The sequence below is a fragment of the Brachybacterium rhamnosum genome (assembly GCF_039526185.1).
Classification (GTDB): domain Bacteria; phylum Actinomycetota; class Actinomycetes; order Actinomycetales; family Dermabacteraceae; genus Brachybacterium; species Brachybacterium rhamnosum.
The window spans coordinates 1,024,677-1,050,674 of record NZ_BAAAIS010000002.1; the positions used below are offsets into that span (position 1 = coordinate 1,024,677).

The window sequence follows — 25,998 nt, forward strand, 5'->3', positions numbered from 1 at the left end:
AAGGATCCTCATGCTCTGGACCCTCCTGCGCCGATACGGCCGGCCCTACCTCCCGCACGTCGGCGCCGTGCTCGTGCTGCAGCTCGCGACCGTGCTCGCCACCCTGTACCTGCCCAGCCTCAACGCGGACATCATCGACCACGGCGTCGCGACCGGGGACACCGACTACATCTGGCGCGTGGGCGGCGTGATGCTCGTCGTCGCCCTCGTCCAGGTCGTCACCGCGATCGCCTCCGTCTGGTTCGGCGCCCGCGCCGCCATGGGCATCGGCCGGGACATCCGCCGCGCGGTCTACACGCGCGTGGACCGCTTCTCCACCGAGGAGATGGGCCGCTTCGGCGCCCCGACCCTCATCACCCGCGCCACGAACGACGTCCAGCAGGTCCAGATGCTCGTGCTCATGGGCCTGAACTTCATGGTCATGGTGCCGATCATGTCGATCGGCGGCATCGTCATGGCCGTGCGCGAGGACCCGGGCCTGTCCTGGCTCGTGTGGGTCTCCGTGCCCGTCCTGCTCGTCATCGTCGGCCTGCTCGTCGTGCGCCTCATGCCGCTGTTCCAGCGCATGCAGGACAACATCGACGGCATCAACGGCGTCATGCGCGAGCAGCTCATGGGCATCCGCGTTGTCCGCGCCTTCGTGCGCGAGCAGCACGAGTCCTCGCGCTTCACCGACGCCAACCAGCTGCTCACCGACACCTCCGTGCGGATCGGCCGGCTGTTCGTGCTCATGGGCCCCGCGATCACCGTCGTCCTCCATCTCGCGACCGCCGCCGTGCTGTGGTTCGGCGGTCACCGCGTGGACGCGGGCCTCGTGCAGGTCGGTTCGCTGACGGCCTTCATGCAGTACCTCCTGCAGATCCTCATGGCCGTCATGATGGGCACCTTCATGGTCATGATGTTCCCGCGCGCGGTCGTCGGCGGGCGCCGCATCGGCGAGGTGCTCCAGACCACGCCCACCCTCGCCGAGCCCACCGCCCCGCGCGAGCTGCCCGTGCCCGCCCCCGGCGCCCCCGTCGGCGCGAGCGTCGAGTTCCGCGACGTGAGCTTCTCCTACCCCGGCGCCGAGTCCCCGGTGCTCGACGGCGTCTCCTTCACCGCCCCCGCCGGTCGCACCACCGCCATCATCGGCGCGACCGGCTCCGGCAAGACGAGCCTCGTCAGCCTCGTCCCGCGCCTGCACGACGCGACCTCCGGCCAGGTCCTCATCGAGGGCGTGCCCGTCACGGACCTCTCCCGGGCCTCGCTCAGCGCCGCCGTCGGCCTCGTCCCGCAGCGTCCCTACCTGTTCTCCGGCACCGTCGCGGAGAACCTCCGCTTCGGCGACCCGACGGCGAGCGAGGAGACCCTGCACGCCGCGCTCGAGGTCGCGCAGGCCTCCGGCTTCGTCCGCGATCGCACCACCGGCAGCGGGGACGCCGCCGCGACGGGCCTGGACTCGACGATCTCGCAGGGCGGCACCGACGTCTCCGGCGGCCAGCGCCAGCGCCTGTGCATCGCCCGCACCCTCGTCGCCGCGCCGCGCGTGTACGTCTTCGACGACTCGTTCTCCGCGCTCGACGTCACGACCGATGCGAAGGTCCGCGCGGCGCTCGCCGAGCACACCGCGGGCGCGACGGTGCTCATCGTCGCCCAGCGCATCTCGACCATCACCGACGCCGATCAGATCCTCGTCCTGGACCAGGGGCGGATCGTCGGCCGCGGCACCCACGAGGAGCTGCTCGGCTCCTCGGAGACCTACCAGGAGATCGTCGACTCCCAGATCACCGTGGAGGAGCCGGCATGAGCGAGAAGACCCCCACCCCGGCCGACGCCGCGACCCAGGACCTCACCGACGACGAGATCGTCCAGATGCAGGGCTCCATGGAGAGCGAATGGGGCGGCGGCCCGCCCCGTAAGGCGAAGGCCTTCTGGCCCACCGCGAAGCGGCTGTTCTCCACCTTCGGCGACCACAAGCTCGGCCTCGCCGTCGTGCTCACCTTCGGCCTCATCGCGACCGTGCTCACCGTGTGGGCGCCCACGATCCTCGGCGACGCGATCGACGTCATCGTCGACGGCGTCGCCTCCGGGAACGGCGTGGACTTCGGGGCGCTCGGCCGCCTGCTCGTGGTCGTCCTCGCGATGTACGTCGTCGCGTCCCTGTTCAACTGGCTGCAGGGTCGCGTGCTCAACGACATCGTCATGCGGATCGTGTTCCGCCTGCGCGAGCGCATCGAGGCCAAGATCAACCGCCTGCCGCTGCGCTACTTCGACACCCGCCAGCGCGGCGACCTGCTCTCCCGCACCACGAACGACGTCGACAACGTGCAGACGGCGCTCCAGCAGGCCTTCGCCTCCCTCGTCTACGCGGTGCTGACGATCATCGGCATCACCGTGATGATGTTCTGGCTGTCCTGGCAGCTCGCGCTCATCGCCCTCGTGGCGCTGCCGATCTCCGGCGTGGTCGTCGGGATCATCGGCTCCCGCTCGCAGAAGCTGTTCACCGCCCAGTGGCGCAACACCGGCCGCCTCAACGGCCACGTCGAGGAGTCCTTCACCGGGCACGACCTGGTCACCGTCTTCGACCGCCAGGACGCGATGCGGGAGACCTTCGACGAGCGCAACGAGGAGCTGTTCGAGGCCGCGTTCAAGGCCCAGTTCTTCTCCGGGATGATCATGCCGATCATGCAGTGGGTGACCTACCTCGGCTACGTCGGCATCGCGGTCGTGGGCGGCCTGCGCGTCGCGAGCGGCCAGATGTCCCTCGGCGCGGTCGTCGCGTTCATCCAGTACTCCCGCGAGTTCAACGCGCCGCTCGGCGAGGTCGCCGGCATGGCGAACATGCTGATCTCCGGCGTCGCCTCCGCCGAGCGCATCTTCGAGCTGCTCGACGCGGAGGAGGAGCAGCCCGACGGCGCGATCACCGTCGCCGAGGAGCAGGCCGACGGCACCGTCGCCGAGCGGGCGATCGCCCCCGCGGCGGCACCCGCCGAGGTGCGCGGCCGCGTCGAGTTCGCGCACGTCGCCTTCTCCTACAGCCCGGACAAGCCGCTCATCACGAATCTCTCGCTCGTCGCGGAGCCCGGCCAGACGATCGCGATCGTCGGGCCGACGGGCGCCGGCAAGACCACGCTCGTGAACCTCGTGATGCGCTTCTACGAGATCGACCGCGGCGAGATCCGCCTCGACGGCGTGGACATCCGGGCGCTGGACCGCGGCGCGGTGCGCAGCCGGGTGGGCATGGTGCTCCAGGACGCCGTGCTGTTCGGCGGCACGATCCGCGAGAACATCCGCTACGGGCGCCTCGGGGCGAGCGACGAGGAGGTGGTCGAGGCGGCCCGCGCCACCTACGTCGACCGCTTCGTGCGCACCCTCCCCGAGGGCTACGACACGGTCATCGAGGACGAGGGCGCGAACGTCTCCGCCGGCGAGCGGCAGCTCATCACGATCGCCCGCGCCTTCCTCGCCGATCCGGCGCTGCTGATCCTCGACGAGGCCACCTCGAGCGTGGACACCCGCACCGAGGTCCTCGTGCAGGAGGCGATGGCGGCGCTGCGCACGGACCGCACGAGCTTCGTCATCGCGCACCGGCTCTCCACGATCCGCGACGCCGACGTCATCCTCGTGATGGAGCACGGCGACATCGTCGAGCAGGGCTCCCACGAGGAGCTGCTCGCGGCGGAGGGCGCTTACCACCGCCTGTACTGGTCGCAGTTCTCCGAGGGCACCGACCCCGACGAGGAGGCCGCGGTGCTCGAGGCCTCCGCGACCGCGACCGGCGAGCTCGCCGCGGTGAGCGGGGACGATCTCCCGGCCCCGGAGCGACCTGCCGCGGAGTGATGCCCGGCGGCACCCTGCTCACAGGTGCAGGGTGCCGCCGAGGGCGCGGAACGCGGTGATGAAGGGCCGCGACTCGGGGTAGCTGCACTCCCGGGCCACCTGCGCCACGGGCCGCTCCGACTCCAGCAGCCGCGCCGCGTGCTCGAGCCGCAGCCGCCGCAGCTCCGCGATCATCGGGGTGCCGGTCTCCTGCCCGAACAGCCGCGCGGCGTGACGGTCGGAGAGGTGCGCGACCGCGGCGACGTCCTCCACGCGGATCGGTCGGGCGAGGTTGTCCGCGAGATAGCCGCGCATGGCGGCGACGGCGGAGGTGGCCCGCGCCCCGGGGTCGACCGTCACCGTGAGCTCGGCGGGGGAGGCGAAGGCGCGGCCGGTCTCGATCACGAGCGCCGAGCCGAGCGCCCTGACCTGCGCGTCCACACCGGAGCGCGGACTGGCGGCCTCCGCGGCGAGGGCGGAGACGATCGCGGGCAGCGAGCCGAGGCGGGGCGAGACGAGCGGGCGCTCGCGGCGCAGCAGGCCGTCCCACCAGCCGGGGCCCTCGGGCAGGGCGGTGGTGTCCAGGGCGAACCCCCAGAAGGCGATGCCGAGGCCGGCCTCGGGGTGGGAGACGATCTCGTGGACCTCGCCCTCCACGGTGAACGTGCCGGAGCCCGCGTAGGCCAGGCACACCTCGTGGAAGGAGTGGGTGTGGGGGGTGTTGCGCCAGACGGCCGGCGAGGATGAGCCCCTGGCCCAGGGAGTGCGTGTGGTGGTCCGTGAGCGGGAGGTCCGCCGGGTCGCGGAACTGCACGAGCCACGTGGTGCGGGCCTCGTCGCTCACGTTGACGCCGGAGCTGTGCACGGTGAGGTAGGTGAAGAACAGGACGTCGCCGGCCTCGGCCTCCACCGGCACGAGCTCCTCGACGGGGAAGCCCGGGAGGTGGAAGCTGCCCTTCGGGTCGTGCTCGCGCGGTCCCGCGAGGTGGCTGCCCGGCGCGATGCGCACGCAGCCCTTCGCGTCGGGGGCGTCGTCGAAGTGGAAGATCGCGGCGGCCACCCGGTGATGGGTGTGAGGGAAGAACGGGTGGTCCTGATGGGGCGGGAACGGGGAGCCGTTCTCCGGCGGCTTGATGAACATCTTCGTGTGGTGCAGCTGCACGTTCGGGGTGCGCAGGACGGCCGCGGCGACGTCCGTGAAACGCGGGTCGACGAGCAGCCGGGTGAAGGCGGCGTCGTGGAACTGGGCATCGTGCAGGTGCTGGAGGCTCGTCGCACAGCCCATGGCGACCTCGGAGGTGGCGTCCCAGGGGGGGGTCGTCGCCGCGGTCCAGGGCGGCGATCAGCTCATGGCTGCGCTCGACACTACGGAGCCGCCGTCGGCCCCCACCATGCCCGGAGCGGACGCGGAGGTTCGCCGGACGGACGCCCCGCGCGCTCGCGCTCAGCGCTCCCGCACGTACTCCGTCAGCGACACCCCGGAGTCGAAGGTCCGGGTGCGCACGTGCGCGAAGGGCTCGGGCTCGTAGTCCCCCGGGGCGAACAGCGGGACGCCGGCGCCGAACAGCAGCGGCTGGCGCTTGAGCACGAGCCGGTCGATCTCACCGCGCAGCTGGGTCGCGAGCTGCGCGCCGCCGCACAGCCAGATGTCCGCGCCGGGCTGCTCCTTGAGCGCGCGCACCACGGCGACCGGGTCCTCCGTGGTGGTGCGAAGGTTCTCCGCGGGTGGGAGCTCGCGGTGCGTGAACACGATCTGCTCGAGGTGGCGGTAGGGGCTCGGCATGGCCGGCAGGCCCATCGCGTGGGTGGTCGCCCCCATGAGCACCGTCCCGAACCGCTCGCCGCTCTGGGGGATGCCGAGGTGGGCGGCGATGTCGGTGGGGATCGCGTCCCCGAACTCCTCGTTGATGCCCTCCATGTGGTCGCCCTCGACGAGGAAGGCGTCGAACTGGTCCTGGGGGCCGGCGATGCAGCCGTCCAGGCTCACGGCCACGTAGTACACGAGCTCTCGCATGTCACTCCCTGCTCCGGTGCGGAGCGTCGCGACGGGGCCACGACGCCTGGGGCTCCGACGATGCCAGGGGACGCGACGCGGCGCTACGGTTTTTGGTCGCGGCTCGCGGGCGCTCGTGGTGGATCCCGTCCAGGGACTGCTGCCGGGCTCGGGCTCAGCCCTCGAGCATCCGCGACCGGGTGAGGAACCGCTTGCCGTCGGGCGACTCGAGGCTGAAGCCGCCGCCGCGCCCGTCGACGAGGTCGATCGTCAGGTGCGTGTGGCGCCAGTAGGTGAACTGCTCGCGGCTCATCCAGAAGTCGAGCGGACTCGTGCCGCCTCCGGGCAGCGGCACCTCCGCGTGCCCCATGCGGACGTCCGCGTCGCCGGTGATGAAGTCGCCCTCCGGGTAGCACATGGGGGAGGAGCCGTCGCAGCAGCCGCCGGACTGGTGGAACATGAGCGGGCCGTTGCGGTCGATGAGCCGCTGCAGCATGCCCACCGCCGCCTGCGTGAAGGCGACGCGGGAGAAGTCCTCGCCCTCGACGGTGGGCTCGAGCTCGAGGACGTCGTCCTTCTCGGTCGGCTCGGGCAGGGCCGGGGCCGGCGGCTGTCCTCCCTGCCGGGCGGGGCTCGTGGGGAGCTGGGTCATGGGTCCTCCTCCTTCCCGCGCGGTGAGCGCGGCGAGGCGCCACGGCCATGTGGCGCGCGTCACCACGATACCCCCGCTCCGCAGACGACGCCGAGGTGGCGGGCCTAGGCTCCACCGCATGGAACATCGCCACCTGGGACGCAGCGGACTCAAGATCAGCGAGATCATCTACGGCAACTGGCTCACCCATGCCTCGCAGGTCGAGGACGACCGGGCCCGCGCCTGCGTGCGCGCCGCCCTCGACGCCGGCATCAGCACCTTCGACACCGCGGACACCTACGCGAACACGGCCGCGGAGGTCGTGCTCGGCGAGGCGCTGAAGGGCGAGCGCCGCGAATCCCTCGAGATCCTCACCAAGGTCTACTTCCCGACCGGCCCCAAGGGCCACAACGACACCGGCCTCTCCCGCAAGCACATCCGCGAGTCGATCGACGGCTCCCTGCGCCGCCTGCAGACGGACTACGTCGACCTCTACCAGGCGCACCGCTACGACTACGCGACGCCGCTCGAGGAGACCATGCAGGCCTTCGCGGAGGTCGTCCGCGCCGGCAAGGCCCTCTACATCGGCGTCTCCGAGTGGAACGCGGACCAGATCCGCGCCGGCCACCAGCTCGCCCGTGAGCTCGGCATCCAGCTGGTCTCCAACCAGCCCCAGTACTCGATGCTGTGGCGGGTCATCGAGGAGCGCGTGGTCCCCACCTCCCAGGAGCTGGGCGTCTCCCAGATCGTGTGGTCCCCGGTCGCGCAGGGCATCCTCACCGGCAAGTACAAGCCCGGCGCCGAGGTCCCCGAGGGCTCCCGCGCCCGGGACGAGAAGGGCGGCGCGGACATGATCAAGCGCTTCCTGGACGACGAGACCCTCACTGCCGTGCAGGGGCTGCTGCCGATCGCCGACGAGCTCGGCCTCACCCCGGCGCAGCTCGCCGTGGCGTGGGTGCTCAGCAACGACAACGTGGCGGGCGCGATCATCGGCGCCTCCCGCCCCGAGCAGGTCACCGAGAACGTCAAGGCCGCCGGCGTCACCCTCGACGCCGACGTGAAGGCGCGGATCGACGAGGTGCTCGGCGACCTCCCCGAGACCGACCCGGCGCTCACGCTCTCCCCGGCGCGGCGCCTGGCCTGAGATCCGCCGCGGCCGACGGGCCGCTCACGACGAACGCCCGACCTCCGAGGAGGTCGGGCGTTCGTCGTCCCTGGGGGAGAGGTTCCGGGGAGGCGGGGATCAGCCGATCTTGCCGGCCAGCTCCTCGCCGGTCTCGCCCTGGCGGATGCGGCCGTCGGCCCGCAGCTCCCAGAACTCGGCGTTCTTGATCCCCAGCTCGCGCGGGTCGAACTGCGGGTCCTTCCCGGCCTTCTTCTGCCGCTGGTAGTCCTTGAAGGCCTTCAGGGCGGGCTTCTGGAGGATGAGGATCGCGACGACGTTCAGCCACGCCATCGTGCCGACGCCGATGTCGCCCAGGGCCCAGGCGTTGCCGGTCGTGGTGACCGAGCCGTAGACCACCGCGACGAGGATCAGCGCCTGGAGCGCGCGCTTGAGGGTGCGTCGCACGAACGCGTTCGGGATCCAGCGCGAGAGGTAGGTCAGGTTGACCTCGGCCATGTAGTAGTAGGCGACGATCGTGGTGAAGGCGAAGAAGAACAGCGCGAGAGCCACGAAGGTGGGGCCCAGGCCGTGGAAGACGGTCTCGAAGCCGAACTGAGCGAACTCGGGGCCGTAGTCCGTGCCCTCGGGGATGTCGCCCTGGTAGATGACGGTCTCCTCGTCGAGCGCGAACACCTGGTACATGTTCGTGGAGATGATGAGGAAGGCGGTCGCGGTGCAGACGAACAGGGTGTCGATGTAGACCGCGAAGGACTGCGCGAAGCCCTGCTTGGCCGGGTGGGAGACCTCCGCGGCGGCCGCCGCGTGGGGGCCCGTGCCCTGGCCGGCCTCGTTCGAGTAGAGACCGCGCTTGACGCCCATCTCGATCGCCTTGCCGACGATCGCGCCGAACACCGCGTGGGCGCCGAAGGCGCTCGAGAAGATCAGGCCGAACACGTGGCCGATCTGGTCGAAGTTCACGAAGAACACGATGAGCGCGAAGACGATGTAGAGGATCGCCATCACCGGCACCACGATCACCGCGAACTGGGCGATGCGCTTCACGCCGCCGATGATGATGAAGGCGAGCACGATGACGACGGCGACGGCGGAGACCCAGTGGGGCACGCCCCAGGCGTTGTTCACCGCGGAGGAGATGCCGTTGGCCTGCACGCCCGGGAGGAAGAAGCACATCGCGAAGACGGTGACGATCGCGAAGACGATCGCGTAGACGAGGAACGCGGGGGCGGCGGCGGTGTGCTTGTACGCCTTCTCGATGTAGTACGCGGGACCGCCGCGGTACTCGCCGGTGTCCTTGTCCTTCTCCTTGTAGATCTGGCCCAGGGTGCACTCGATGAACGAGGTGGCCGCGCCGAGGAAGGCGATCAGCCACATCCAGAACACGGCGCCCGGGCCGCCGAGCGCGATCGCGGTCGCGACGCCGCCGATGTTGCCCATGCCGACGCGGCCGGCCAGCGACATCATGAGCGACTGGAAGGAGGAGGTGCCGTCCGGGGAGGACTCGCCCTTCTTCAGCTGGGAGAGCATGTCGGGGATGCAGCGCACCTGGAGGAACACGGTGCGCAGTGAGAAGTAGAGGCCGGTGAGCAGCAGCAGGCCCACCAGCGGGAGCGACCACACGAGGTTGTTGGCCCCGGTGATCAGGTTGTCGAAGAACATGGGGTCTCCAGCGGGGAAGGGGACGAGGAGGAGCGGATGTCGGGGCGCGGCGGTGTGAGTACGGTCACCCGCGACGCCGTGGGGGGAACAGTAGCGCGCGGAGCGGCCCTCCCCGCCCCGTCGAGGGCCGTCCGTTATCCGACCGCAACCCCGCCGGCCGCGCGGAGGGTGCCCCCGCCGGGCCCGACGCCCCTGCGCCGCTCGTGCTCGATCGGCTGTCGCCATGCGGCGTGTCGCCCGGGGTGAGGCCCGTGACATCACCGCTCCGCGGTTCGGCAGAGCGCCCGGACTTCGCTAGACTCGTCCGCGACCCCTCGTGCGGTGTCATCTCGCTGAACTCCCCCAGGGCCTGACGGCAGCAAGGGCAGGTGGGCTCTGGCAGGTGCACGAGGGGTCGTCTCATGCCCGCGAGGAGGGAAGCCCCCGGATCCCGGATGCCTGGCGAGCCGGCTGCGCACCGGCCCCGCTCCCCACGGGCGTCGGTACGATCGAGGCGAACCGACCGGAAGGGGCCCGCCATGAGGATCGTCGCCACGCATCGCATCGAGAGCCCGCACGCCGACGTGCTCGCCTGGCATGAGCGGCCCGGCGCCCTCGTGCGCCTGACCCCGCCCGGGGTCGCCACGATCGACGACCCCACCGCGGGCGGCATACGTGCGGGACGGGTGGTCGGCGCCCACATGGGCCCCACCGCCCTGCCGCTGCGGCCCGCCTGGGTGCTCCGGCACGCGGAGGCCACCGAGGCCGGTCGCTTCGTGGATCAGCAGGTCAGCGGCCCGTGGCGCAGCTGGCAGCACGAGCACGGCATCGTCGTCGATCCCGCGGATCCGTCGGCCACCCTGCTCACCGACACCATCGAGGTCGAGCTGCCCGGCGGCGTCGAGAGGTCGACGCCCGTGGGCGCGGCCCTCGAGCGCCGCGTGCGTCGCCTGCTCGCCTTCCGCGCACGTCAGCTGCGCGAGGACCTCGCCCTGCACACCGCGCTCGCCGCCGTCCCGCGCCGCACGATCGCGATCACCGGCGCCTCGGGACTCGTGGGCACCCAGCTCGCGGCGCTCCTCGAGAGCGGCGGCCACACGGTGCGCCGGCTCGTGCGCAAGGACCGCCCCGGTCCCGGGGAGATCCGCTGGGACCCGCGCGCGGGGGAGCTGGACCCCGGGGACCTCGAGGGCGTCGACGTGGTCGTCCACCTCGCCGGCCGCTCGATCGCGACCCGCTGGACGGACGCCGCGAAGCGCGAGATCCGCGACTCCCGGGTGGAGGGCACGGCGCTGATCGCCCGCACGCTCGCCGGGATGACGGACGGCCCGCGCACCCTCGTGACCGCCTCCGCGATCGGCGTCTACGGACCGCAGCGGCCCGGGGAGGTGCTCACCGAGGAGGACACCGCCGGCACCGGGTTCCTCGCGGACCTCGTGCGGGACTGGGAAGCCGCGACCGCACCCGCCTCCCGCGCCGGCGTGCGGGTCGCGCAGCTGCGCACGGGCGTGGTGCTCTCCGACGGCGGCGGGTCCCTGCTCCCGCAGCTTCCCCTGCTGCTCGCCGGGGTGGGCGGCCGCCTCGCCCCGCCCGATGCCGTGACCTCGTGGATCACGCTCGACGACCTGGTGCGCGCCTACGCGACCGTGGCCCTCGCCTCGAGCGCGGAGGGCCCGCTGAACGCGGTCGCCCCGCATCCCGTCACCCAGGCGGAGCTCGTGCGCGCCCTGGGTCGCACCCTGCACAGGCCCGCGGTCGTGCCCGTGCCGGCGGCGGGCCCCGCCCTGCTGCTGGGCACGGAGGCGGCGCGCGAGCTCGTCCGCGCGGATCAGCGCGTGGACGCGACGCGGCTGCAGCAGGCCGGCGCCCGGTTCGAGCACCCGCGGGTCGAGGAGGCGCTGCACCACGTGCTGTGGCGCTGAGCGTCCCGGACCCGTGCCTCCCTGAGCGGAGCGCCCCGGATCAGAGCGCGGCCGGAGGTGCCTCGGTGGAGGTCACGGCGTCCTCGACGGCGAGCGGCCCGCGACCGAGCAGGGCGTTGCCGAGCGCCGCGAGCACCACGAGCGACGCGGCCGCGATCGGCAGCAGCACGGCCGTCCCCGCCCCGGTGCTCTCCGCGACCGACCCGGTCAGCGCGGAGGCCGCGGACTGCCCGACGATCGTCGCCGAGCCGAGCATCGTCATCAGGGTCGCCGAGCGGCCCTGCGGGGAGCGCTCCGCCGCGAGGCTGTAGAGCGTGACGACCGTCGGCCCCACGCCGATCCCCGCGACCGCCATCGCCCCGACCATCACGGGCAGCGCGCCGCCCGCGAGACCGAAGGCGAGCATCGCGGCGAGCATGAGCGTGCCGAAGACCAGCCAGCGGGCGCGCAGCGAGAACCGCGCCGGGAACAGGGAGGTGCTGAGCGCGAGGATCGTGGAGCCGACGCCCATCACCCCGTAGACCAGTCCCGCGGACTCCCCGTGGCCCGCCTCGGAGAGCACGGCCGTGAGCGAGGTGAGGACCGTGCCGAAGAACAGGCCCACCCCGAGAGCGCCCGCGACGATGACGAGCACGCCGGGGGCGCGCAGCTCCCGGGCGGGCGCCTGGACCACGGACTCGTGGGAGGCGGGCGCCTCGACCCTCGCCGTCGGGTGCAGCGCGAAGGCGGTGACGAACACGAGCGTGAGCACCGCGGCGCCGATCATCGGGGCGGCCGGGCTCATCGTCGTCGCGAGCAGACCCACCACGACGGGGCCGAAGACGAAGGCGGTCTCGTCGGCCGCGGACTCGTAGCCCATCGTCCCGTTCATGCTGCGGGCGCGGCGATCGGCCGGCATGCGGTGCAGGATCAGCTGCACGAGCCGGCTGCGGGAGAGCGGGCCGATCTGCGGCGAGGACGCGCCGAGCACGAAGCCCACGGCGAGCACCGCCACGTCGGGCAGATCGCTGAAGGCGACGACCGCGAGGGCGAGCAGGGCGAGCGAGTTGACGAGGCCGGAGGAGAGCAGCACGGGGCGCTGGCCGATCCTGTCCGCCGCGGCGCCCAGCAGCGGGCCCACGAGCGCGGAGCCGAGGCCCACGACGGCGGAGTTCAGCCCGCCCAGCGCGATCGAGTCGCGCGCGGCGACGACGAGCGTCAGGGTGCCCACGACCATCATCGCGAAGGGGAAGCGGGCGATGAAGGCGATCGGGAAGTACGCGGGGCCCGCGAGCAGCAGCAGTGAGGGGGCCGGCGTCGTCCCCTGGTCGGTGGGGGCGCCGGTGCGCTGCCGGTCCAGATGCGATGAGGTCATGGGGATCCTCCGGGACGGGTGGTGCCGCCTTGGACGATCCGTGAGAGGACCCGAGGTAGATGCACTGCGGGATGGGACGCCTGGAGCCTAGCGATCCCCGCGCAGGTGTGCCAGCGTTCCGCTCGGTGACGGCGCGGACCTCACACGTCGCCGTCCCCTGCCCGTGCGGGCGAGGCCCGCCCCGGACGGATCCGGGGCGGGCCTCGAGGAGGAGGGCGGCGCAGGTCAGGCGGTGGCGCCGGCCTTCTCGCGCTCACCGGCCGGGGCGGGGCCGGCGGCATCTGCCGCGGTGTCCGCCTGCTCGGCCTGGATGGCCTGGAACGAGGTGCGGCTCGCGGCGTCGTAGGTCGCGCGGTCCAGGATCTTCTCCCGCTTCGCGACGATCACGGCGACCAGCGACTGGCCGGTGACGTTCAGGGCGGTGCGGCCCATGTCGAGGATCGGGTCGATCGCGAGCAGCAGGCCCACGCCCTCGAGCGGGAGGCCCAGCGTGGAGAGGGTCAGCGTAAGCATGACGGTCGCACCGGTCATGCCGGCGGTCGCGGCGGAGCCCAGCACGGAGACCAGCACGATGAGCAGGTAGTCCGTGACGCTCAGCGGCACGCCGTAGAAGTTCGCGACGAAGATCGCGGCGAGCGAGGGGTAGATCGCGGCGCAGCCGTCCATCTTGGTCGTCGCGCCCAGCGGGATCGCGAAGGAGGCGTAGTGGCGCGGGACGCCCATGCGCTCGGTGACGGTCTGCGTCATCGGCATGGTGCCCAGCGAGCTGCGGGACACGAAGCCCAGCGAGGTCGCCGGCCACACGCCTCGGAAGAAGGAGCCGACGCCCAGGCCGTTGATCTTCAGCAGCACCGGGTACACGACGAGCAGCACGAGCAGCATGCCGATGTAGACGTCCGCGGTGAAGACGCCGAGCTGGCCGATCGCGGACCAGCCGTAGGAGGCGACCGCGTTGCCGAGCAGGCCGATGGTGCCGATCGGGGCGAGGCGGATGACCCACCACAGCAGCTTCTGCACGATCTCCAGTGCGGAGCCGGTGAAGCGCAGGAACGGCTCCGCCTTCTCGCCCACGGAGAGCACGGCGATGCCCACGGCGATCGAGATGACGAGGATCTGCAGAGCGTTGAAGGTCAGGGAGATCGAGCCGTCGTCCCCGGCGGAGCCCTCGAGGCCCAGGAAGTTCGCGGGCACGAGGCCCACGAGGAAGTCGAGCCAGCCGCCCTGGGTGGAGGAGGCCTCGGCGGTGCCGGCGTCCACGCCGGAGTTCGCGCCCGGGCTGGTCAGCGCGCCCAGCGCGATGCCGATGGAGACCGCGATGAGCGAGGTGATCGCGAACCAGAGCAGGGTCTTGCCGGCGAGGCGGGCGGCGTTGGTGACGCCGCGCAGGTTCGCGATCGAGGTGACGATCGCGAGGAAGATCAGCGGCGGGACCAGGGCCTTCAGCAGGGTCACGAAGATCGTGCCGATGGTGTGGAGGATGGTCGTCAGCCAGTTGGCGCCGTCCGGGTTCGCCTCGGTGACGGCGACTGGGCCGATCTGCGCGGCGACGAGGCCGAGGACCACACCGAGCACGAGGCCGATGAGGACCTGCCAGCCGAAGGGGATCCGGCCCAGCGCGCGCAACGGGTTGCGGGTGGGGGAGGAGGGGGTCGAGGTGCTCACGTGTCTCGACGCTACGCGCGGCTCCGTTGAGGTTTCAACAGGATGGCTATGCGGTCACATAAGTATGCGTAGGGCATCGGTGGCGGGTCATAGGTCGTGCGGCGCCGGGACCCTCCGACCAGCGGAGGAGAGGAACGTCCACCGAAGGCGGAGGGGCGCGGCGCGTCCGGCCTGGAAGGCTGGGCCCATGACCGCCAGCACCCCCGCCGACGCCGCACCCCGCGACCCCGACGCGGAGGGCGAGGCGGCATTCGGGGAGCGCGAGCCGAACCGCTTCGGCGCGGACGTCGAGTACCGCGGCCGCGCCCAGGGGCACGAGTACGTGGCCCGGGTGCGTCACCGGCTGCTGGACACGAGCCTGCTCCTCGAGATCGACGGCGTGCCGCACGACCCCGCCGCCGAGGAGAAGGCCCTCAAGGCCGCGACGAAGCCCGAGGGGGACGAGCCCGAGAGGGACAAGCCCGAAGGGGACGACGGGCCGACGGGCGCCGACGACCTCCGCTTCCGGATCGACGACGGCTTCGCGACCCTGCGCTGCACCGTCCTCCGTCGGGACTCCGACGGGGAGCACGCCGACCATGAGCTGGTCACCGTCCGCACCGCGGGCCTCGGCGGCGCGGGCGAGGTGGAGGTCTCGCGAGGGCTGCGCACCGATCCGCTGATCCCGGCCGAGGGGAGCCCGTCGGCGCTGCGGGACGAGAAGCGCGCCGCGCACCCCACGCGGTTCGCGGCGCTCGCCGCGGTGCGGCGGGCGGCCGGCTACCTGATCCCGCTGCTGGGGCTCGGCGCCCTGTTCTCGAACCTCCTGCGCCCCGTGCGCGAGTGGGTGGCGTCGTTGCTGCGACCAGTGGTGGAGGCCATCGGCGCTGTCGTGAACCCGGTGCTCGAGGTGATCGGCGACCTCCTCCGCCCGGTGAGGGACCTGCTGGCCGCGGTGCTGCGTCCTGTCGCCCGTGCGCTCGACTGGCTCCGTGACCTGCTGCTGGGCTGGATCCCGGATCTGTCCCTGCCCTTCTCCGTGCCGGACTGGGTGCCCGACGTCGTGGTCCCGCTGATCGTGGTCCTGCTGGTGTTCAGCGCGACGCTCAGCGGCATCCGACGGCGCAGCGCCGCGCTCGAGGAGGCGAGGAAGCAGCCCGGCGGGCCCACCGATGCCCCGGACGAGCGCGAGAAGAAGGCCGCGGCCTCGCAGAAGGACGACGGCGACGATGCTCCCGATGGCGAGGATCCCGTGGAGACACCGTGAAGCCGGCCTCGTCGCCGCGCGGGGCTGCGTAGCGTCGTTCCCGGGGAGCCCGTCGGGCGCCAGGGGGAGGGGATCGTGAGGTCGGAGGTCAGGGCGACGCGGGTCGCAGCGGTGGTCACGGGGGTGCTCGTCCTCGTCATCGCCGCCGTCGTGGTCGGAGCGGTGCGGGGTGCGAGAGAGGTGGTCGAGGAGCTGGCCCGGGAGGAGCGGTCCCCGTCCCTCAGCGACGACCCGCAGGAGCTGCACGAGGCCTGGGGCATCGGCGTGCCTCACGACGCCCGGGTGGTGTCCCATCGCTATGGCGAGGTCGGTCCGCACGGTGAGAGGGACGAGGTCTGGGAGCTGGATCTGCCGGCCGCGGAGCGCACGGGCTTCTGGCTCCCCGAGGAGCTCGCCGCCCCTCTCGTCGGCGCGGACCGCATCACCGCGGAGTCCGTCGCCGTGGGCGCCGCCGTACCCGACGGCGATCTCGACTTCGAGTCGCTCACCTGCAAGGAGAAGCTCGTCCAGGACGGCGAGGACGTGCTGCTGGCCTGCATCGACCCGAGCACCGAGGAGTACGTGGTGTTCGAACGGTTCGCCTGACCGTCGATGCTCGCGGACGGCTCGCTCGCGACGCCGGCGCGTCGGCGCGTCGACCGAGGCGGGCTCCGAGGTTCCCACGGCCCGTCGGCCGCCGGAGCGATCCGCCGACGCGGCACACGATCAGAAGAACCCCAGATAGCGGTCGGTCTCGTCACGGAGCTCCTGCTCCGGTGTCCTCGCCGGCGGGGCGTAGGGCTCGTCACCGAGGGCGGCCAGCGCTCGATCGTAGAAGTCGGCGGAGACGAGGACCGCTCGCCGGCGCACCCCGCGGCTCGAGATCGTGACGGGTTCGCGACGCGAGAGCTCGAGGTGCTCGCTGAGCCGGGTGCGGAAGCGGGAGCAGGAGACGGTGGCCATGCGCGGAGCCTCGCATCGGGGCCCGGGGCTCACGAGGGCAGGCTGAGGAATGTGGACGCGAGGGGCATCGGGAGGAACCGCCCGCCCGTCGATCGGTCGGCCCGTCGCTCGGTCTGCCCGTCGATCGGTCGGCCCGTCGGCCCGTCGGCGCGAACGGTCAGAGCGCGCTGGGGACAGGGCCTCCCGGGAAAAGGCTGGTCATCATGTACATGATGACCAGCGTTTCTTGAACACGGACAGCCGCCTGCTCCGGTCCTCCACGCATCTCTGCGCGTCCTCTACGCGTCCTGGGAGCCGAGGGGACGGCGGCCGAGCGGCTGCTGGAATCGCAGCAGGTATCCGTCGGGATCCGTGACGAGGAACTGGCGCACGCCCGCCTCCTCCTCGTCGATCCGGTACCAGCGGGTCTCCGGCTCCATGAACAGCGGGACGCCGTGCGCGCGGAGCTCGGCGAGGATCGGATCGAGATCCGCCACGGAGATCTGCAGGTTCAGCCCGCGGCCGTACGGCGGTTCCAGCTCGCCGGTCAGCCAGTTCCGATCATCGCGGGTGGGCGGAGAGGTACGCCTCGCGCTCCGCGGGGGAGAGGAGCACGCAGAACTGATTGCCCTCGGGATCCGCGAAGGTCACCCAGCCGCTTCCCGGACCGTGGATTCCGCGGTGGTCGGCGATGATCCTCGCCCCGCGCTCCTGCAGCCACGCGACCTCCTCCGCCTGGGTGCGCTCGCGCGGGAGCACGTCGAAGTGGATCCGCTTCTCGGGCAGCTCCGGATCGGGCACCTCGAGGAACAGGATCGTGTGCCCGGTCGCCGGGTCGTGGATCGGGCACTCCTCGTGGCCGGGGAGGTTCGGGTCCTCGGGATCCATCTCGTAGTCGAGCACCGCCCGCCACCATTCCGAGAGCGCGAACGCGTCGTGGCAGTCGATCGTGGTGTGCGAGATGAGGACGCTCGTCAGGCGAGTCTCACCGGGAGCGGCCCGTCGGTCAACGGGAATCGTCCTCGGGGGAGGGGACGTCGGGGCGGCGGTCGCCCTTCTTCCGCTGGAGCCGCTTGATCGCGACGGTCAGGCCGACGAGCACCGCGAGCGTGACCATCGCCCAGGTGAAGCGGGGCTCGCCCGCGTCCGCGTCGGCGATGAGGATGGCGAAGACGAAGATCAGGATCACGAGCAGCGACATCAGGCGCATCGCGGCCACGTTCCGCCGGCGGTCCGCACGGTTCGTGCTGAGCCCGTTCTCGCCGACCAGCTGCTCGGGGCGGAAGAGCGTGAGCAGCGGCATGATCACCGCGATGCTCAGGGCGAGCCCGCCGAGCATGCCCACCAGCAGGGACAGCAGCGCGCCGAGGACGAAGAACATGACCAGGGGCGAGCCCTCGGGGACGATCCCGCTGTCGCCGACGGCCGCGCGGTACTGCTCCGCGAACCCGTGGCCGACCGGCGACACGAGGAACGCGAGGAACGCCGGGAGCAGTCCCACGATCGCGCCGAGCACCGGCACCGCCATCGTGCGGTAGAGCGCCGCCATGAGGATGCCGAGCTCCGCGTCGCGCCGCCACAGCGAGGAGAGCACCGCCCACAGCATCGCGGGGGCGGGGCACAGCACGATCACGAAGGTCATCGCCTCGGCCGTCGGCTGCGGAAGCTCCGCGAGGGCGAACACGAGGGTCCCGGCGAGGGCGGCGAGCGAGCCGAGCACGAGCAGCACCCTCGATGCCGGGGAGAGCAGCCGTCGCAGCAGCGGGTCCTTCGCGGACGTCACCGGGGGTCGCGGGGTGCGAGGAGAGTCGGCGTCGTCGGCGGTGTCCCCGAGCTTCCCGGCGACCTCGCCGATCCGCCCGGGCAGCGCCCGCACCGTGCGGGTGCGCCGCATCATCAGCGGCAGCGCCGCGATCGCGACCAGGGCGGCGAGAGCGGCGAGGAGCACCGAGAGCACGAACGGGAGGTCCTCCGGCAGCGGGATGCCGTGCCGCAGCCGGGGCACGGCGCTCGTGCGGATGCCCTCGGCATCGGCGAGGACCTGCGCGAGACCGAGCGTCGCGAGCGCGGCGAGGAACGCGGCGAGCGGGGGCACCGCCTCGACCAGTCGCGGCGGGGTGCGCGCCCGCAGCTGGCCCGCGGTCACGACGCCTGCATAGACCAGCAGGAGCACGTGGACCACGCAGATCAGCGCGAAGGCGAGCGCGGTCTCGTCCCCCAGTGCCACAGCGATCGCGAAGGTGAGCAGCGGGACCACGAGCAGCACGAGCGCGGCGACCACGATGCGCTGCACCATGACCGGGCCGGTCGCGGCCTCCGACGGCGCACGGGTGCCGGAGCCGGAGCCCGAGCGGGAACCGAGGGCAGAGGGCGCACCGGTCCCGCGGTCCGGGGGCTGGTTCGTGCTCACCCCGCGATCCTTGCAGCTGCCCGTCCCGCCGGGAACCGTTCGCGGGAGGTTGTGGACCGCGGCGCCCGGGGGAGGGGATGTCGCCGATCCCTCCCCACGGCCTGCTCGTCCACCGCTCGGGGCGGTGGACGTCAGTCGCCTCCACTAGCCTGTGGGGGTGGCCACCGCTCTGTACCGTCGATACCGCCCGGAGTCCTTCGCCGAGGTGATCGGCCAGGACCACGTCACCACGCCCCTACGGCGCGCGCTGCGCAACGGCCGCATCGGGCATGCCTACCTCTTCTCGGGGCCTCGCGGCTGCGGCAAGACGACCTCCGCCCGCATCCTCGCGCGCTGCCTGAACTGCGCGGAAGGACCCACGGACACTCCCTGCGGCACCTGCGACTCGTGCCGCGACCTCGCCCGCGGAGGGGCCGGCAGCCTCGACGTCGTCGAGATCGACGCCGCGAGCCACGGCGGTGTGGACGACGCCCGCGAGCTGCGCGAGCGCGCCTCCTTCGCCCCGGTGCGCGACCGCTTCAAGGTGTTCATCATCGACGAGGCGCACATGGTCACCTCCGCAGGCTTCAACGCGCTGCTCAAGCTCGTCGAGGAGCCGCCGGAGCACGTGAAGTTCGTCTTCGCGACCACGGAGCCGGACAAGGTCATCGGCACCATCCGCTCCCGCACGCACCACTACCCGTTCCGCCTGATCCCGCCGCAGGTCCTCACCCCGTACCTCGAGCAGGTGTGCGCCGCGGAGGACGTGCACGTGGGTGACGGCGTGCTGCCGCTCGTGGTCCGGGCGGGCGGCGGCTCCGCGCGCGACACGATGAGCGTGCTCGACCAGCTCATGGCCGGCGCCGGGGACGACGGCCTCGACCACGCGACCGCGATCGCGCTGCTGGGCTTCACGGACACCGCGCTCCTGGACCAGGCGATCACCGCGATCTCCGCGCGGGACGCCGCGAGCCTGTACGACGCGGTCGAGCAGGTGCTCGCCACCGGCCACGAGCCGCGCCGCTTCGTCGAGGACCTCCTGGAGCGGGTGCGCGACCTCATCGTGCTCGCCGCGGTGCCCGAGCGCGCCGAGGACCTCCTGCCCCAGGTCCCCGCGGACGAGCTCGCGTCGATGCGGGAGCAGGCCGCCTCGATCGCCCCGGCGGATCTCTCCCGCTGCGGCGACCTCATCCACGAGACGCTCTCCACGATGAGCGGCGCCACCTCCCCGCGGCTGCACCTCGAGCTGCTCGCCGCGCGCCTGGTGCTGCGGGACGAGCGGGCCGCCGCCGCACCGGCTCCGGGCGGCCAGGGCGGCCCGGCGGGGCAGCCCGGTCAGGGCGCACCCCGGGGTGGCCAGCAGGCGAACGGGCGCGGTCAGGGCGCCCCGGCGCCGCAGAACGGTCAGGGCGCGCCGGGCGCCGACGCCGCGCCGACGGCCGGGAGCGGCCGGGAGGAGGCGCGTCGTATCGCGCAGGAGCGCGCGGAGGCCTCGCGTCGCACGCGCGGCAGCGCCGCGGCGACCAGGCCCGACGATCGGCGGGAGGCCACCGGCACCGCGGCGCCGCAGGCACCCGCGCCCCAGCAGGCACCCGCCGCGCGGGAGGAGCCTGCCGCTCCGCAGGCGCCCGCGCAGCAGCAGCCTGCCGCGGCGGAGCAGTCGGCGGGCCAGGCCCCCGCGGCGTCGACCGGCAGCCGCCCCGCCACGACATGGGACCCGACGCCGGCGGCGGACCATGACCGGGCTCCCGCCCGGGGCGGCGCCGCACCCGTCGAGGAGGATCCCGGCCAGGGCGCGGCCCAGGGGGCTGTCGCCGAGGAGTCCGCGGCACAGGCCCCGGCGGCGCAGGCACCCGTGGAGGATGCTCCGTCGCCTGCGGCCCCGGCGGGCGGCCCGTCGACGGCCGACGTGCAGGGCAACTGGTCCGCGATCATGGACGAGCTCGCCCAGATCCGCCGTCCCAGCTGGGCGCTGATCGCGCAGAACGCCCAGCTCAACGCCATGAACGGGACGAACCTGGTGATCGGGTTCCGCACCGACGGGCTCGTGGCGGCCTTCCATCGCGGCACCGCGGCGGAGAACCTCGCCGACGCCGTGCGCCGCATCATGCACGTCGAGGTCACCGTCCAGGCTGTCGTGGGAGACGGGCCCGGCGGTTCCGGCGGGCCCGGTCCCTCCGGCGGTCCGGGTGGGCCCGGCGGTCAGCGCGGCCCCGGCGGTCAGAGCGGCCCCAGCGGGCAGGGCGGGTCCGGAGGCCAGGTGGGCGCCGGTCGCCGGGCGGGCCTCGATGGTCAGGCAGGCGCCGGCAGCAACGCCGGATACGGCGGCCGGGGCGGTGCCGCTGCTCAGGGCGGGAACGCCGGGCAGTCGACCTCCGGCGGGCCGCAGGGCACCCGTGCGCAGAGTGATCCCGCCGGCTCCGCCCGGGGCGGGAGCCGACCGTGGGGCGACCTCGCCGCCTCCGCCGGGTCGACCTCGCGCGGGGCCGCCGCGCCGTCCGGGCGACAGCGTCCCGCCGTCGACGACCACGACCTCCCGCCGGAGCCCGACGACGACGAGTTCCCGCCGGACCCGGAGGACTCGTTCCCGCCGGATCCTCAGGACCAGCGGTCCTCTGCCCCGTCGTCGGCGCCCCGGGCCGCCGCGCCGTCCGCGAGCCGCGGCGCCGCTGCGGCGTCCGCCGCGTCCACGCCCGACGCCTCGCACAGCAGCGGCAGCGGCAACGGCGGCGGGAGCTCCTCCCGTCGCTGGTCCGATGCCCTGCCCTCCGCGGGAGGAGCCGACGCACCGACCACCGGGGCGAGCGCGCCCGGTGGCAGCGCCGATGAGGCCCCGGTCGTCGAGGACGAGGGTCGGGACAGCGTGCCCGAGGGCGAGCCCCGCACCTACGGTCAGGCCGCGATCCGGCGCGCCATCGCCGAGGGCCGCGTGGTGCGCTCCCGCCCGGCCGCGCACATCGTCGCCGCCACGACCGGTGCCGGCGCCTCGACCGACGTCGGCGCCTCGTCGACGCCCGCCCCGGGCGGCCCATCGGGCATCGACCCGTCCGCCCCGTCAGGTCCCGCGCCGTCCGCCCCGTCGGCGGACGACCCTTTCGCCCTGTCGGACCCGTCGGCCTCCGACCCGGGTGCCCCGTCCGCCGGTTCTGCCCTCTCGTCGGGCTCCGCGCCGTCGCCCGCATCGGCCTCCGACGCGGACGGCCCTGCCGGGGCGATGGGCGACGCGTCCTCGTCGGGCGGGCCGTCCGAGGGTGCAGGGACCCGGGTCGCGGCACCGCTCGCACCCGGCGCCTCGCAGGCCGTCCGCCCGGCCACCGCCTGGGGTGACGCCGCTCCCGCAGCCGCCCCGTCGGCCCCGCGCCCGCAGTCGACCACCGCTCCCGCCGCTCCTGCAGCAGGATTCGCGCCGTCCGCCGAGCAGGCGGTCGACGACTCCGCCCCGCGCACCGGCGCGGCCCTCGCCCGGCATGCCTCGCAGGCGGCGCGCGCCGCGGCCGCCGACCGTCGCCAGCAGGCACAGAGCCGCAGGCCCGACGAGGCCCCCGTGCCGGAGGCCGAGGTCGACCCCACCGGCGGCGCCTCCCGTGACGACGAGGACGCCGTGGTCGCGACCCGCTCGGGCCGCCAGGTCATCGAGGCCGTGCTCGGCGGCCGGGTCCTCGAGGTCATCGACGAGACCGGCGACCGGCGCTGAGCCCCGCCGCGGAGCGCACCGGCTCCGCGCCGCCGAGCCCCTCCGCGGTGCCCGGCCGCCTCGCGGGGCTCCGTCCTCCCGCGGCGCCTGGCCACCTCGCGCCGCTCAGTCCTCCCGCGGCGCGAGCAGGGTGAACAGGTCCGTGCGCAGCGTGGCCGGATCGATGTCCGGCGTCGGCGCCGTCACGTAGAACTCCCAGAACGGGAACGCCATCTGCTCGCCCGCCTCGCCGAGCTGCGCGGTGAACGCGCCCCACGCCTCCGCGAGCCCGTCGTAGCCGCCCACGTGGCTCGCCGCCGCGACGCGTCCCGCCGGCAGCACGGAGGCGCGCACCTCGAAGCCGCTGGGGAGGGTGAGGGTCTGCGTGAGGTGACCGTCCACCGGGAAGCCCACCTCGAGATCCGCGGTGTCCACGGGCATCCGACGGTGCAGCGAGAAGGCCGGGCCGATCGGCGCGATCCCCACCTCCTCCAGCGCGGGCACCAGATGGGAGAAGGTGCCGTCCATGAGCGAGGGCATCTCGTACATGGGGAAGTCGGTGCGGGAGACGACGGCCGTGTGCACGAGCGGCGCGTCGGCGACGGTGCCCGTGGAGATCGGCTCGGCGGCGTCGTAGGGCGGGGGCAGGGTCGTCATCGTCGGATCCTCCTGGGAGCAGCGGTGTCCGGGCGACCGGCGGGCGGTCCCCGATGGGCAGACGCTAACCCACCGCCCCGCGAGCCGCCCGGGAGCCCGGGGGACGGTTCGCGGCAGGATGCGCGGCCCCGGCCCCGGCCCCGGCCCCGGACCGGCCTCGGGGAGGGGCCGACCGCAGCCGCCGCCCGCCGGCGGGTAGCGTGCCCGGCGTGCTCACCCTCGAGATCGACGGCTCCCGCGTCCACGACATCCCCAGCTTCTACGACGAGATCAACCGCGTGTTCATGACCGGCATGGACTGGCAGCTGGGGCCGAGCCTCGACGCGCTCGAGGACATGCTGCGCGGCGGGTTCGGCGCCCTGCACGGCCACGACGAGGCGCGCGTCGTCTGGCACGACCACGCCCGCTCCGCCGCGGCGCTGGGCGTGCAGGCCACCCGTGACCAGCTGCTCGAGAAGCTCGCGCAGCCGGGGCGCTACGACACCGCGCTCATCGCGCGCCGGCTCGAGCAGCTCGACGCGGAGGGCGGCCCCACCTACATGGACACCGTGCTCGAGATCTTCGGCGACAGGCCCGCGCTGCACCTCGAGCTCGCCTGAGTCCGACCATCCGGCGTGCCCGAGCGCACGCCGCCCTCACCTCTGCGCGTCCTGCCTGGCCACTACAGTGGAGGGGTGTACGAAGGCATCGTCCAGGACCTCATCGACGAGCTCGGGAAGCTTCCCGGGATCGGCCCCAAGTCAGCGCAGCGGATCGCGTTCCATCTGCTCGACGCGGACGAGTCCGACGTGCGCCGTCTCGCCGAGGTCCTCGTGACCGTCAAGGAGACCGTGAAGTTCTGCGAGACCTGCGGGAACGTCTCCGCGGAGACCACCTGCCGGATCTGCGCGGACCCGCGCCGCACCGACGAGGTCATCTGCGTGGTCGAGGAGTCCAAGGACATCGTCGCCATCGAGCGGATCCGCGAGTTCAAGGGCCGGTACCACGTGCTCGGCGGGGCGATCGACCCGATCGGCGGCGTGGGCCCCAACGACCTGCGCATCACCGAGCTCATGACCCGCCTCGGGACGGGGGAGACCCAGGAGGTCATCCTCGCCCTGGACCCGAACATCGAGGGCGAGGCGACCTCCGCGTACCTCTCGCGTCTGCTCTCCTCCCTCGAGATCTCCGTGACCCGCCTCGCCTCCGGCCTGCCCGTGGGCGGCGACCTCGACTACGCCGACGAGATGACCCTGGGCCGCGCCTTCCTGGGCCGTCGCAGCGTCTGAGCCTCGCAGCCGGACCCGCCACCAGGAGCCGACGTGACCAGCCCCTACGCCCGGACCCTGCCCCCGCTGAGGGACCTCCCCGCCCCGCCGCGCCTCCCGCTCGAGGACCCGGAGCTGGTCCCGCCCGCGCAGATCATGCTCGACTCCCGGCGCGAGCTGACCCTGCGCCTGCTGCGCGCCGCGTGGGTGCCCGCCCTGCTGCTCGTGGCGCTGTGGCTGGTGCTGTGGTGCCTGTTCGTGCTGGGCTCCGCCCCGACCATGTGGACCCTCTCGCTGCTGTTCGGCCTCGCGGAGCCGCTGCTGCTGAGCCAGACCGTCGCCGCGCTCGGCTTCTCTCGCGGCGCGCTCGGGCTCTCCGTGCTGCTGGTCCCGCTGCTCGCCCCGCTGCTGAGCCTCGCGACCCTGCCGCTCGCCGCCTGGCGGGTCGCCGCGCTCGACCCGGCCGCCCAGCTCTCCGAGCAGGTCTTCCAGCGCGCCGTCGCCTCCCGGATCAGCTCGACGCTGCTCGCCCCCGTGCTCGCCGTCATCGCCCTCACCGCGGTGCTCGGCGCCGTGGGCGGTCCGATCCCGTGGAACGGCCTGGGTGCCGGCCCGCTGATGGCCGTCTGCCTGGCCCTGCTCGCCGTGCAGGCGACCGGTGCGGGGCTGCGGCGCTGGCTGGGCGCCCCGCGGCTGCTGGGCGTGAGCCCCGTCGGCGAGCTGCGGCGCACCGCGCTCATCGGCCAGGACCCCGGTGCCCGCCGGGAGGCGGCGGCGCAGTTGCTCGCCTCGGACCGTCGTCACCTCCCGCCCACCCCGGGCTCGGAGGCGGACGGCGCCGGGCTCACCCGGGCCGGGATGCTGCGCGCCCTCGTCGCGATCGGTGGGGCGTCCCGGCGCTGGTTCTGGCCGGCGCTGCTGGCCGGCGGCTGGCTCACCTTCTCCGTCGCCGATCTGGTCCTCACCTTCTCCGGCCTCGCCGCGACCGAGCTCACCGCGGTGCCCTCGCCGCTCGGCCCCGTGCAGGCCGCCGTGATGCTGCCCGTCGCGCTGCTCACGGCGCTCGCGCTCGCCCCTGTGCCGGGCCTCGCGGCGCGGCTCGTCGAGGGCCGGCGCGGCGCGGTGAGCGACCTGCGCACCTACGAGGACTGGTCGCACCGCGCGCGCGTGAACCCCTGGGAGTCCGGGCTCGTCGCGGTCGGCGGCTGGCTCGGCGCGGGCGTCGTGGCCGCGGGCATCGCCGTCGCGACGACGATCCTCGCGGTGACGGGGCTGCACAGCGCCATGACCTGGTCCGGCGCCGTCGTGCTGCTCCTGCTCGCGGTGCCGATGGCGGGGCTGACGGTCGCCGCGGCCCTGCGCCGTGACGCCCGCACCGTGCTCTACGGCCCCGCGGGCCGGTACACGCGGCGCGCCACGCCGTTCCGGCTCGTCGCCCCCTCCCGCGGCACGCGGGCCCAGCGTGCCGCGGATCCCGCGGTGCGGGCGGAGATGCGCCGACGGATCGCGGCGGAGGGCGGGGACCCCTTCGGTCTGCGCGACCTCGACGCCGAGGCCGGGGACCGGCTCTGGGTGGACGACTCCCAGCCCGGCGCCCGGGCCGCGGAGGTGCGGCCGGGGGACGTCGAGCAGGGGCTGCTCCCGGACTTCGGCGGCGAGGGCTCGCCGTTCTCCGCGCCCGGCGAGGACGCCTACGAGATCCCCGAGACCGTCACCCGCCTCCCGAGGCCCTGAGCGGCCGTCG

The 25,998-nt window shown here is 73.5% G+C and carries 21 protein-coding genes, 1 other RNA gene and 1 pseudogene; 11 read left to right on the forward strand and 12 right to left on the reverse strand.

All coding sequences use genetic code 11. The annotated features are described in order from the left end of the window. Positions 1-10: 10 nt before the first annotated feature. Positions 11-1,786 carry an ABC transporter ATP-binding protein gene (locus ABD080_RS06500; protein ID WP_343904107.1) on the forward strand — a complete coding sequence of 592 codons (1,776 nt, stop codon included), beginning with the start codon at positions 11-13 and terminating at the stop codon, positions 1,784-1,786. Then, a complete protein-coding gene (locus ABD080_RS06505) occupies positions 1,783-3,819 on the forward strand; it encodes an ABC transporter ATP-binding protein (RefSeq protein WP_343904108.1) in 2,037 nt (678 codons plus the stop codon). The genes ABD080_RS06500 and ABD080_RS06505 overlap by 4 nt, the downstream gene beginning before the upstream one ends. Positions 3,820-3,837: 18 nt before the next feature. On the opposite strand, the gene ABD080_RS06510 is transcribed toward ABD080_RS06505, so the two are convergent. The 4 genes and pseudogenes from ABD080_RS06510 to ABD080_RS06520 all read right to left on the reverse strand — a co-directional run bounded on the left by ABD080_RS06510 (position 3,838) and on the right by ABD080_RS06520 (position 6,443). Further along, entirely contained in the window at positions 3,838-4,491 is a 654-nt protein-coding gene (locus ABD080_RS06510) for a helix-turn-helix transcriptional regulator (RefSeq protein WP_343904109.1), read from the reverse strand. Between the two features lie 190 nt (positions 4,492-4,681). Further along, positions 4,682-5,083: pseudogene (locus tag ABD080_RS16810) on the reverse strand (phytanoyl-CoA dioxygenase family protein); the annotation flags it as partial. Between the two features lie 159 nt (positions 5,084-5,242). After that, entirely contained in the window at positions 5,243-5,812 is a 570-nt protein-coding gene (locus tag ABD080_RS06515) for a dihydrofolate reductase family protein (RefSeq protein WP_137769695.1), read from the reverse strand. Positions 5,813-5,966: 154 nt separating this feature from the next. Continuing rightward, on the reverse strand, positions 5,967-6,443 hold the full coding sequence (locus ABD080_RS06520; RefSeq protein WP_343904110.1) for a DUF779 domain-containing protein: 477 nt from the start codon (positions 6,441-6,443) through the stop codon (positions 5,967-5,969). A 118-nt stretch (positions 6,444-6,561) separates the two neighbouring features. On the opposite strand from ABD080_RS06520, the gene ABD080_RS06525 reads away from it, so the two are divergent. Then, the gene (locus tag ABD080_RS06525) at positions 6,562-7,566 is read left to right on the forward strand and encodes an aldo/keto reductase family protein (RefSeq protein ID WP_343904111.1); all 1,005 of its coding nucleotides are present in this window, start codon (positions 6,562-6,564) and stop codon (positions 7,564-7,566) included. A gap of 99 nt (positions 7,567-7,665) precedes the next feature. Here the strand turns inward: ABD080_RS06525 and ABD080_RS06530 are convergent, their stop codons facing one another. Continuing rightward, complete coding sequence (locus ABD080_RS06530) at positions 7,666-9,204, reverse strand: alanine/glycine:cation symporter family protein (RefSeq protein ID WP_137769698.1); 1,539 nt, start codon at positions 9,202-9,204, stop codon at positions 7,666-7,668. Between the two features lie 305 nt (positions 9,205-9,509). On the opposite strand from ABD080_RS06530, the gene ffs reads away from it, so the two are divergent. Both ffs and ABD080_RS06540 read left to right on the forward strand, forming a co-directional pair. Beyond that, an RNA gene (gene ffs, locus ABD080_RS06535) (signal recognition particle sRNA small type) lies at positions 9,510-9,606 on the forward strand. Between the two features lie 116 nt (positions 9,607-9,722). Then, positions 9,723-11,105, forward strand: coding sequence for a TIGR01777 family oxidoreductase (locus tag ABD080_RS06540; RefSeq protein ID WP_343904112.1), 1,383 nt, complete (start codon positions 9,723-9,725; stop codon positions 11,103-11,105). Between the two features lie 40 nt (positions 11,106-11,145). Here the strand turns inward: ABD080_RS06540 and ABD080_RS06545 are convergent, their stop codons facing one another. After that, positions 11,146-12,459 (reverse strand): MFS transporter, encoded by a 1,314-nt coding sequence (locus ABD080_RS06545; RefSeq protein ID WP_343904113.1) that lies wholly within the window; start codon positions 12,457-12,459, stop codon positions 11,146-11,148. A gap of 225 nt (positions 12,460-12,684) precedes the next feature. Then, complete coding sequence (locus ABD080_RS06550) at positions 12,685-14,121, reverse strand: dicarboxylate/amino acid:cation symporter (RefSeq protein WP_343904114.1); 1,437 nt, start codon at positions 14,119-14,121, stop codon at positions 12,685-12,687. Between the two features lie 187 nt (positions 14,122-14,308). Here ABD080_RS06550 and ABD080_RS06555 point away from each other — a divergent pair, with 187 nt between their 5' ends. After that, entirely contained in the window at positions 14,309-15,367 is a 1,059-nt protein-coding gene (locus ABD080_RS06555) for a hypothetical protein (protein WP_343904115.1), read from the forward strand. Positions 15,368-15,442: 75 nt separating this feature from the next. After that, positions 15,443-15,952 carry a hypothetical protein gene (locus tag ABD080_RS06560; RefSeq protein ID WP_343904116.1) on the forward strand — a complete coding sequence of 170 codons (510 nt, stop codon included), beginning with the start codon at positions 15,443-15,445 and terminating at the stop codon, positions 15,950-15,952. A 120-nt stretch (positions 15,953-16,072) separates the two neighbouring features. Here ABD080_RS06560 and ABD080_RS06565 read toward each other — a convergent pair whose 3' ends face one another. From ABD080_RS06565 to ABD080_RS06580, 4 genes are all read right to left on the reverse strand, one after another. Beyond that, positions 16,073-16,309 (reverse strand): type II toxin-antitoxin system Phd/YefM family antitoxin, encoded by a 237-nt coding sequence (locus tag ABD080_RS06565; protein WP_264450491.1) that lies wholly within the window; start codon positions 16,307-16,309, stop codon positions 16,073-16,075. Between the two features lie 278 nt (positions 16,310-16,587). Then, complete coding sequence (locus ABD080_RS06570) at positions 16,588-16,785, reverse strand: VOC family protein (protein ID WP_343904117.1); 198 nt, start codon at positions 16,783-16,785, stop codon at positions 16,588-16,590. Between the two features lie 64 nt (positions 16,786-16,849). Further along, a complete protein-coding gene (locus ABD080_RS06575) occupies positions 16,850-17,305 on the reverse strand; it encodes a VOC family protein (RefSeq protein ID WP_343904652.1) in 456 nt (151 codons plus the stop codon). Continuing rightward, positions 17,295-18,698 (reverse strand): hypothetical protein, encoded by a 1,404-nt coding sequence (locus ABD080_RS06580; protein ID WP_343904118.1) that lies wholly within the window; start codon positions 18,696-18,698, stop codon positions 17,295-17,297. Before ABD080_RS06580 ends, ABD080_RS06575 begins: the two co-directional genes overlap by 11 nt. Positions 18,699-18,855: 157 nt before the next feature. Between ABD080_RS06580 and ABD080_RS06585 the strand changes: the two genes are divergently transcribed. Next, positions 18,856-22,371: a DNA polymerase III subunit gamma and tau gene (locus tag ABD080_RS06585; RefSeq protein WP_343904119.1), complete on the forward strand. Its 3,516-nt coding sequence runs from the start codon at positions 18,856-18,858 to the stop codon at positions 22,369-22,371. Positions 22,372-22,476: 105 nt separating this feature from the next. On the opposite strand, the gene ABD080_RS06590 is transcribed toward ABD080_RS06585, so the two are convergent. Continuing rightward, on the reverse strand, positions 22,477-23,007 hold the full coding sequence (locus tag ABD080_RS06590) for a GyrI-like domain-containing protein (RefSeq protein ID WP_343904120.1): 531 nt from the start codon (positions 23,005-23,007) through the stop codon (positions 22,477-22,479). Between the two features lie 209 nt (positions 23,008-23,216). On the opposite strand from ABD080_RS06590, the gene ABD080_RS06595 reads away from it, so the two are divergent. From ABD080_RS06595 to ABD080_RS06605, 3 genes are all read left to right on the forward strand, one after another. Next, positions 23,217-23,606, forward strand: a complete 390-nt coding sequence (locus ABD080_RS06595) for a barstar family protein (protein WP_343904121.1) — start codon at positions 23,217-23,219, stop codon at positions 23,604-23,606. Between the two features lie 75 nt (positions 23,607-23,681). Continuing rightward, entirely contained in the window at positions 23,682-24,275 is a 594-nt protein-coding gene (gene recR / locus ABD080_RS06600) for a recombination mediator RecR (protein ID WP_259361918.1), read from the forward strand. Positions 24,276-24,308: 33 nt separating this feature from the next. Next, entirely contained in the window at positions 24,309-25,988 is a 1,680-nt protein-coding gene (locus tag ABD080_RS06605; protein ID WP_343904122.1) for a hypothetical protein, read from the forward strand. The last annotated feature ends 10 nt before the right edge of the window (positions 25,989-25,998 follow it).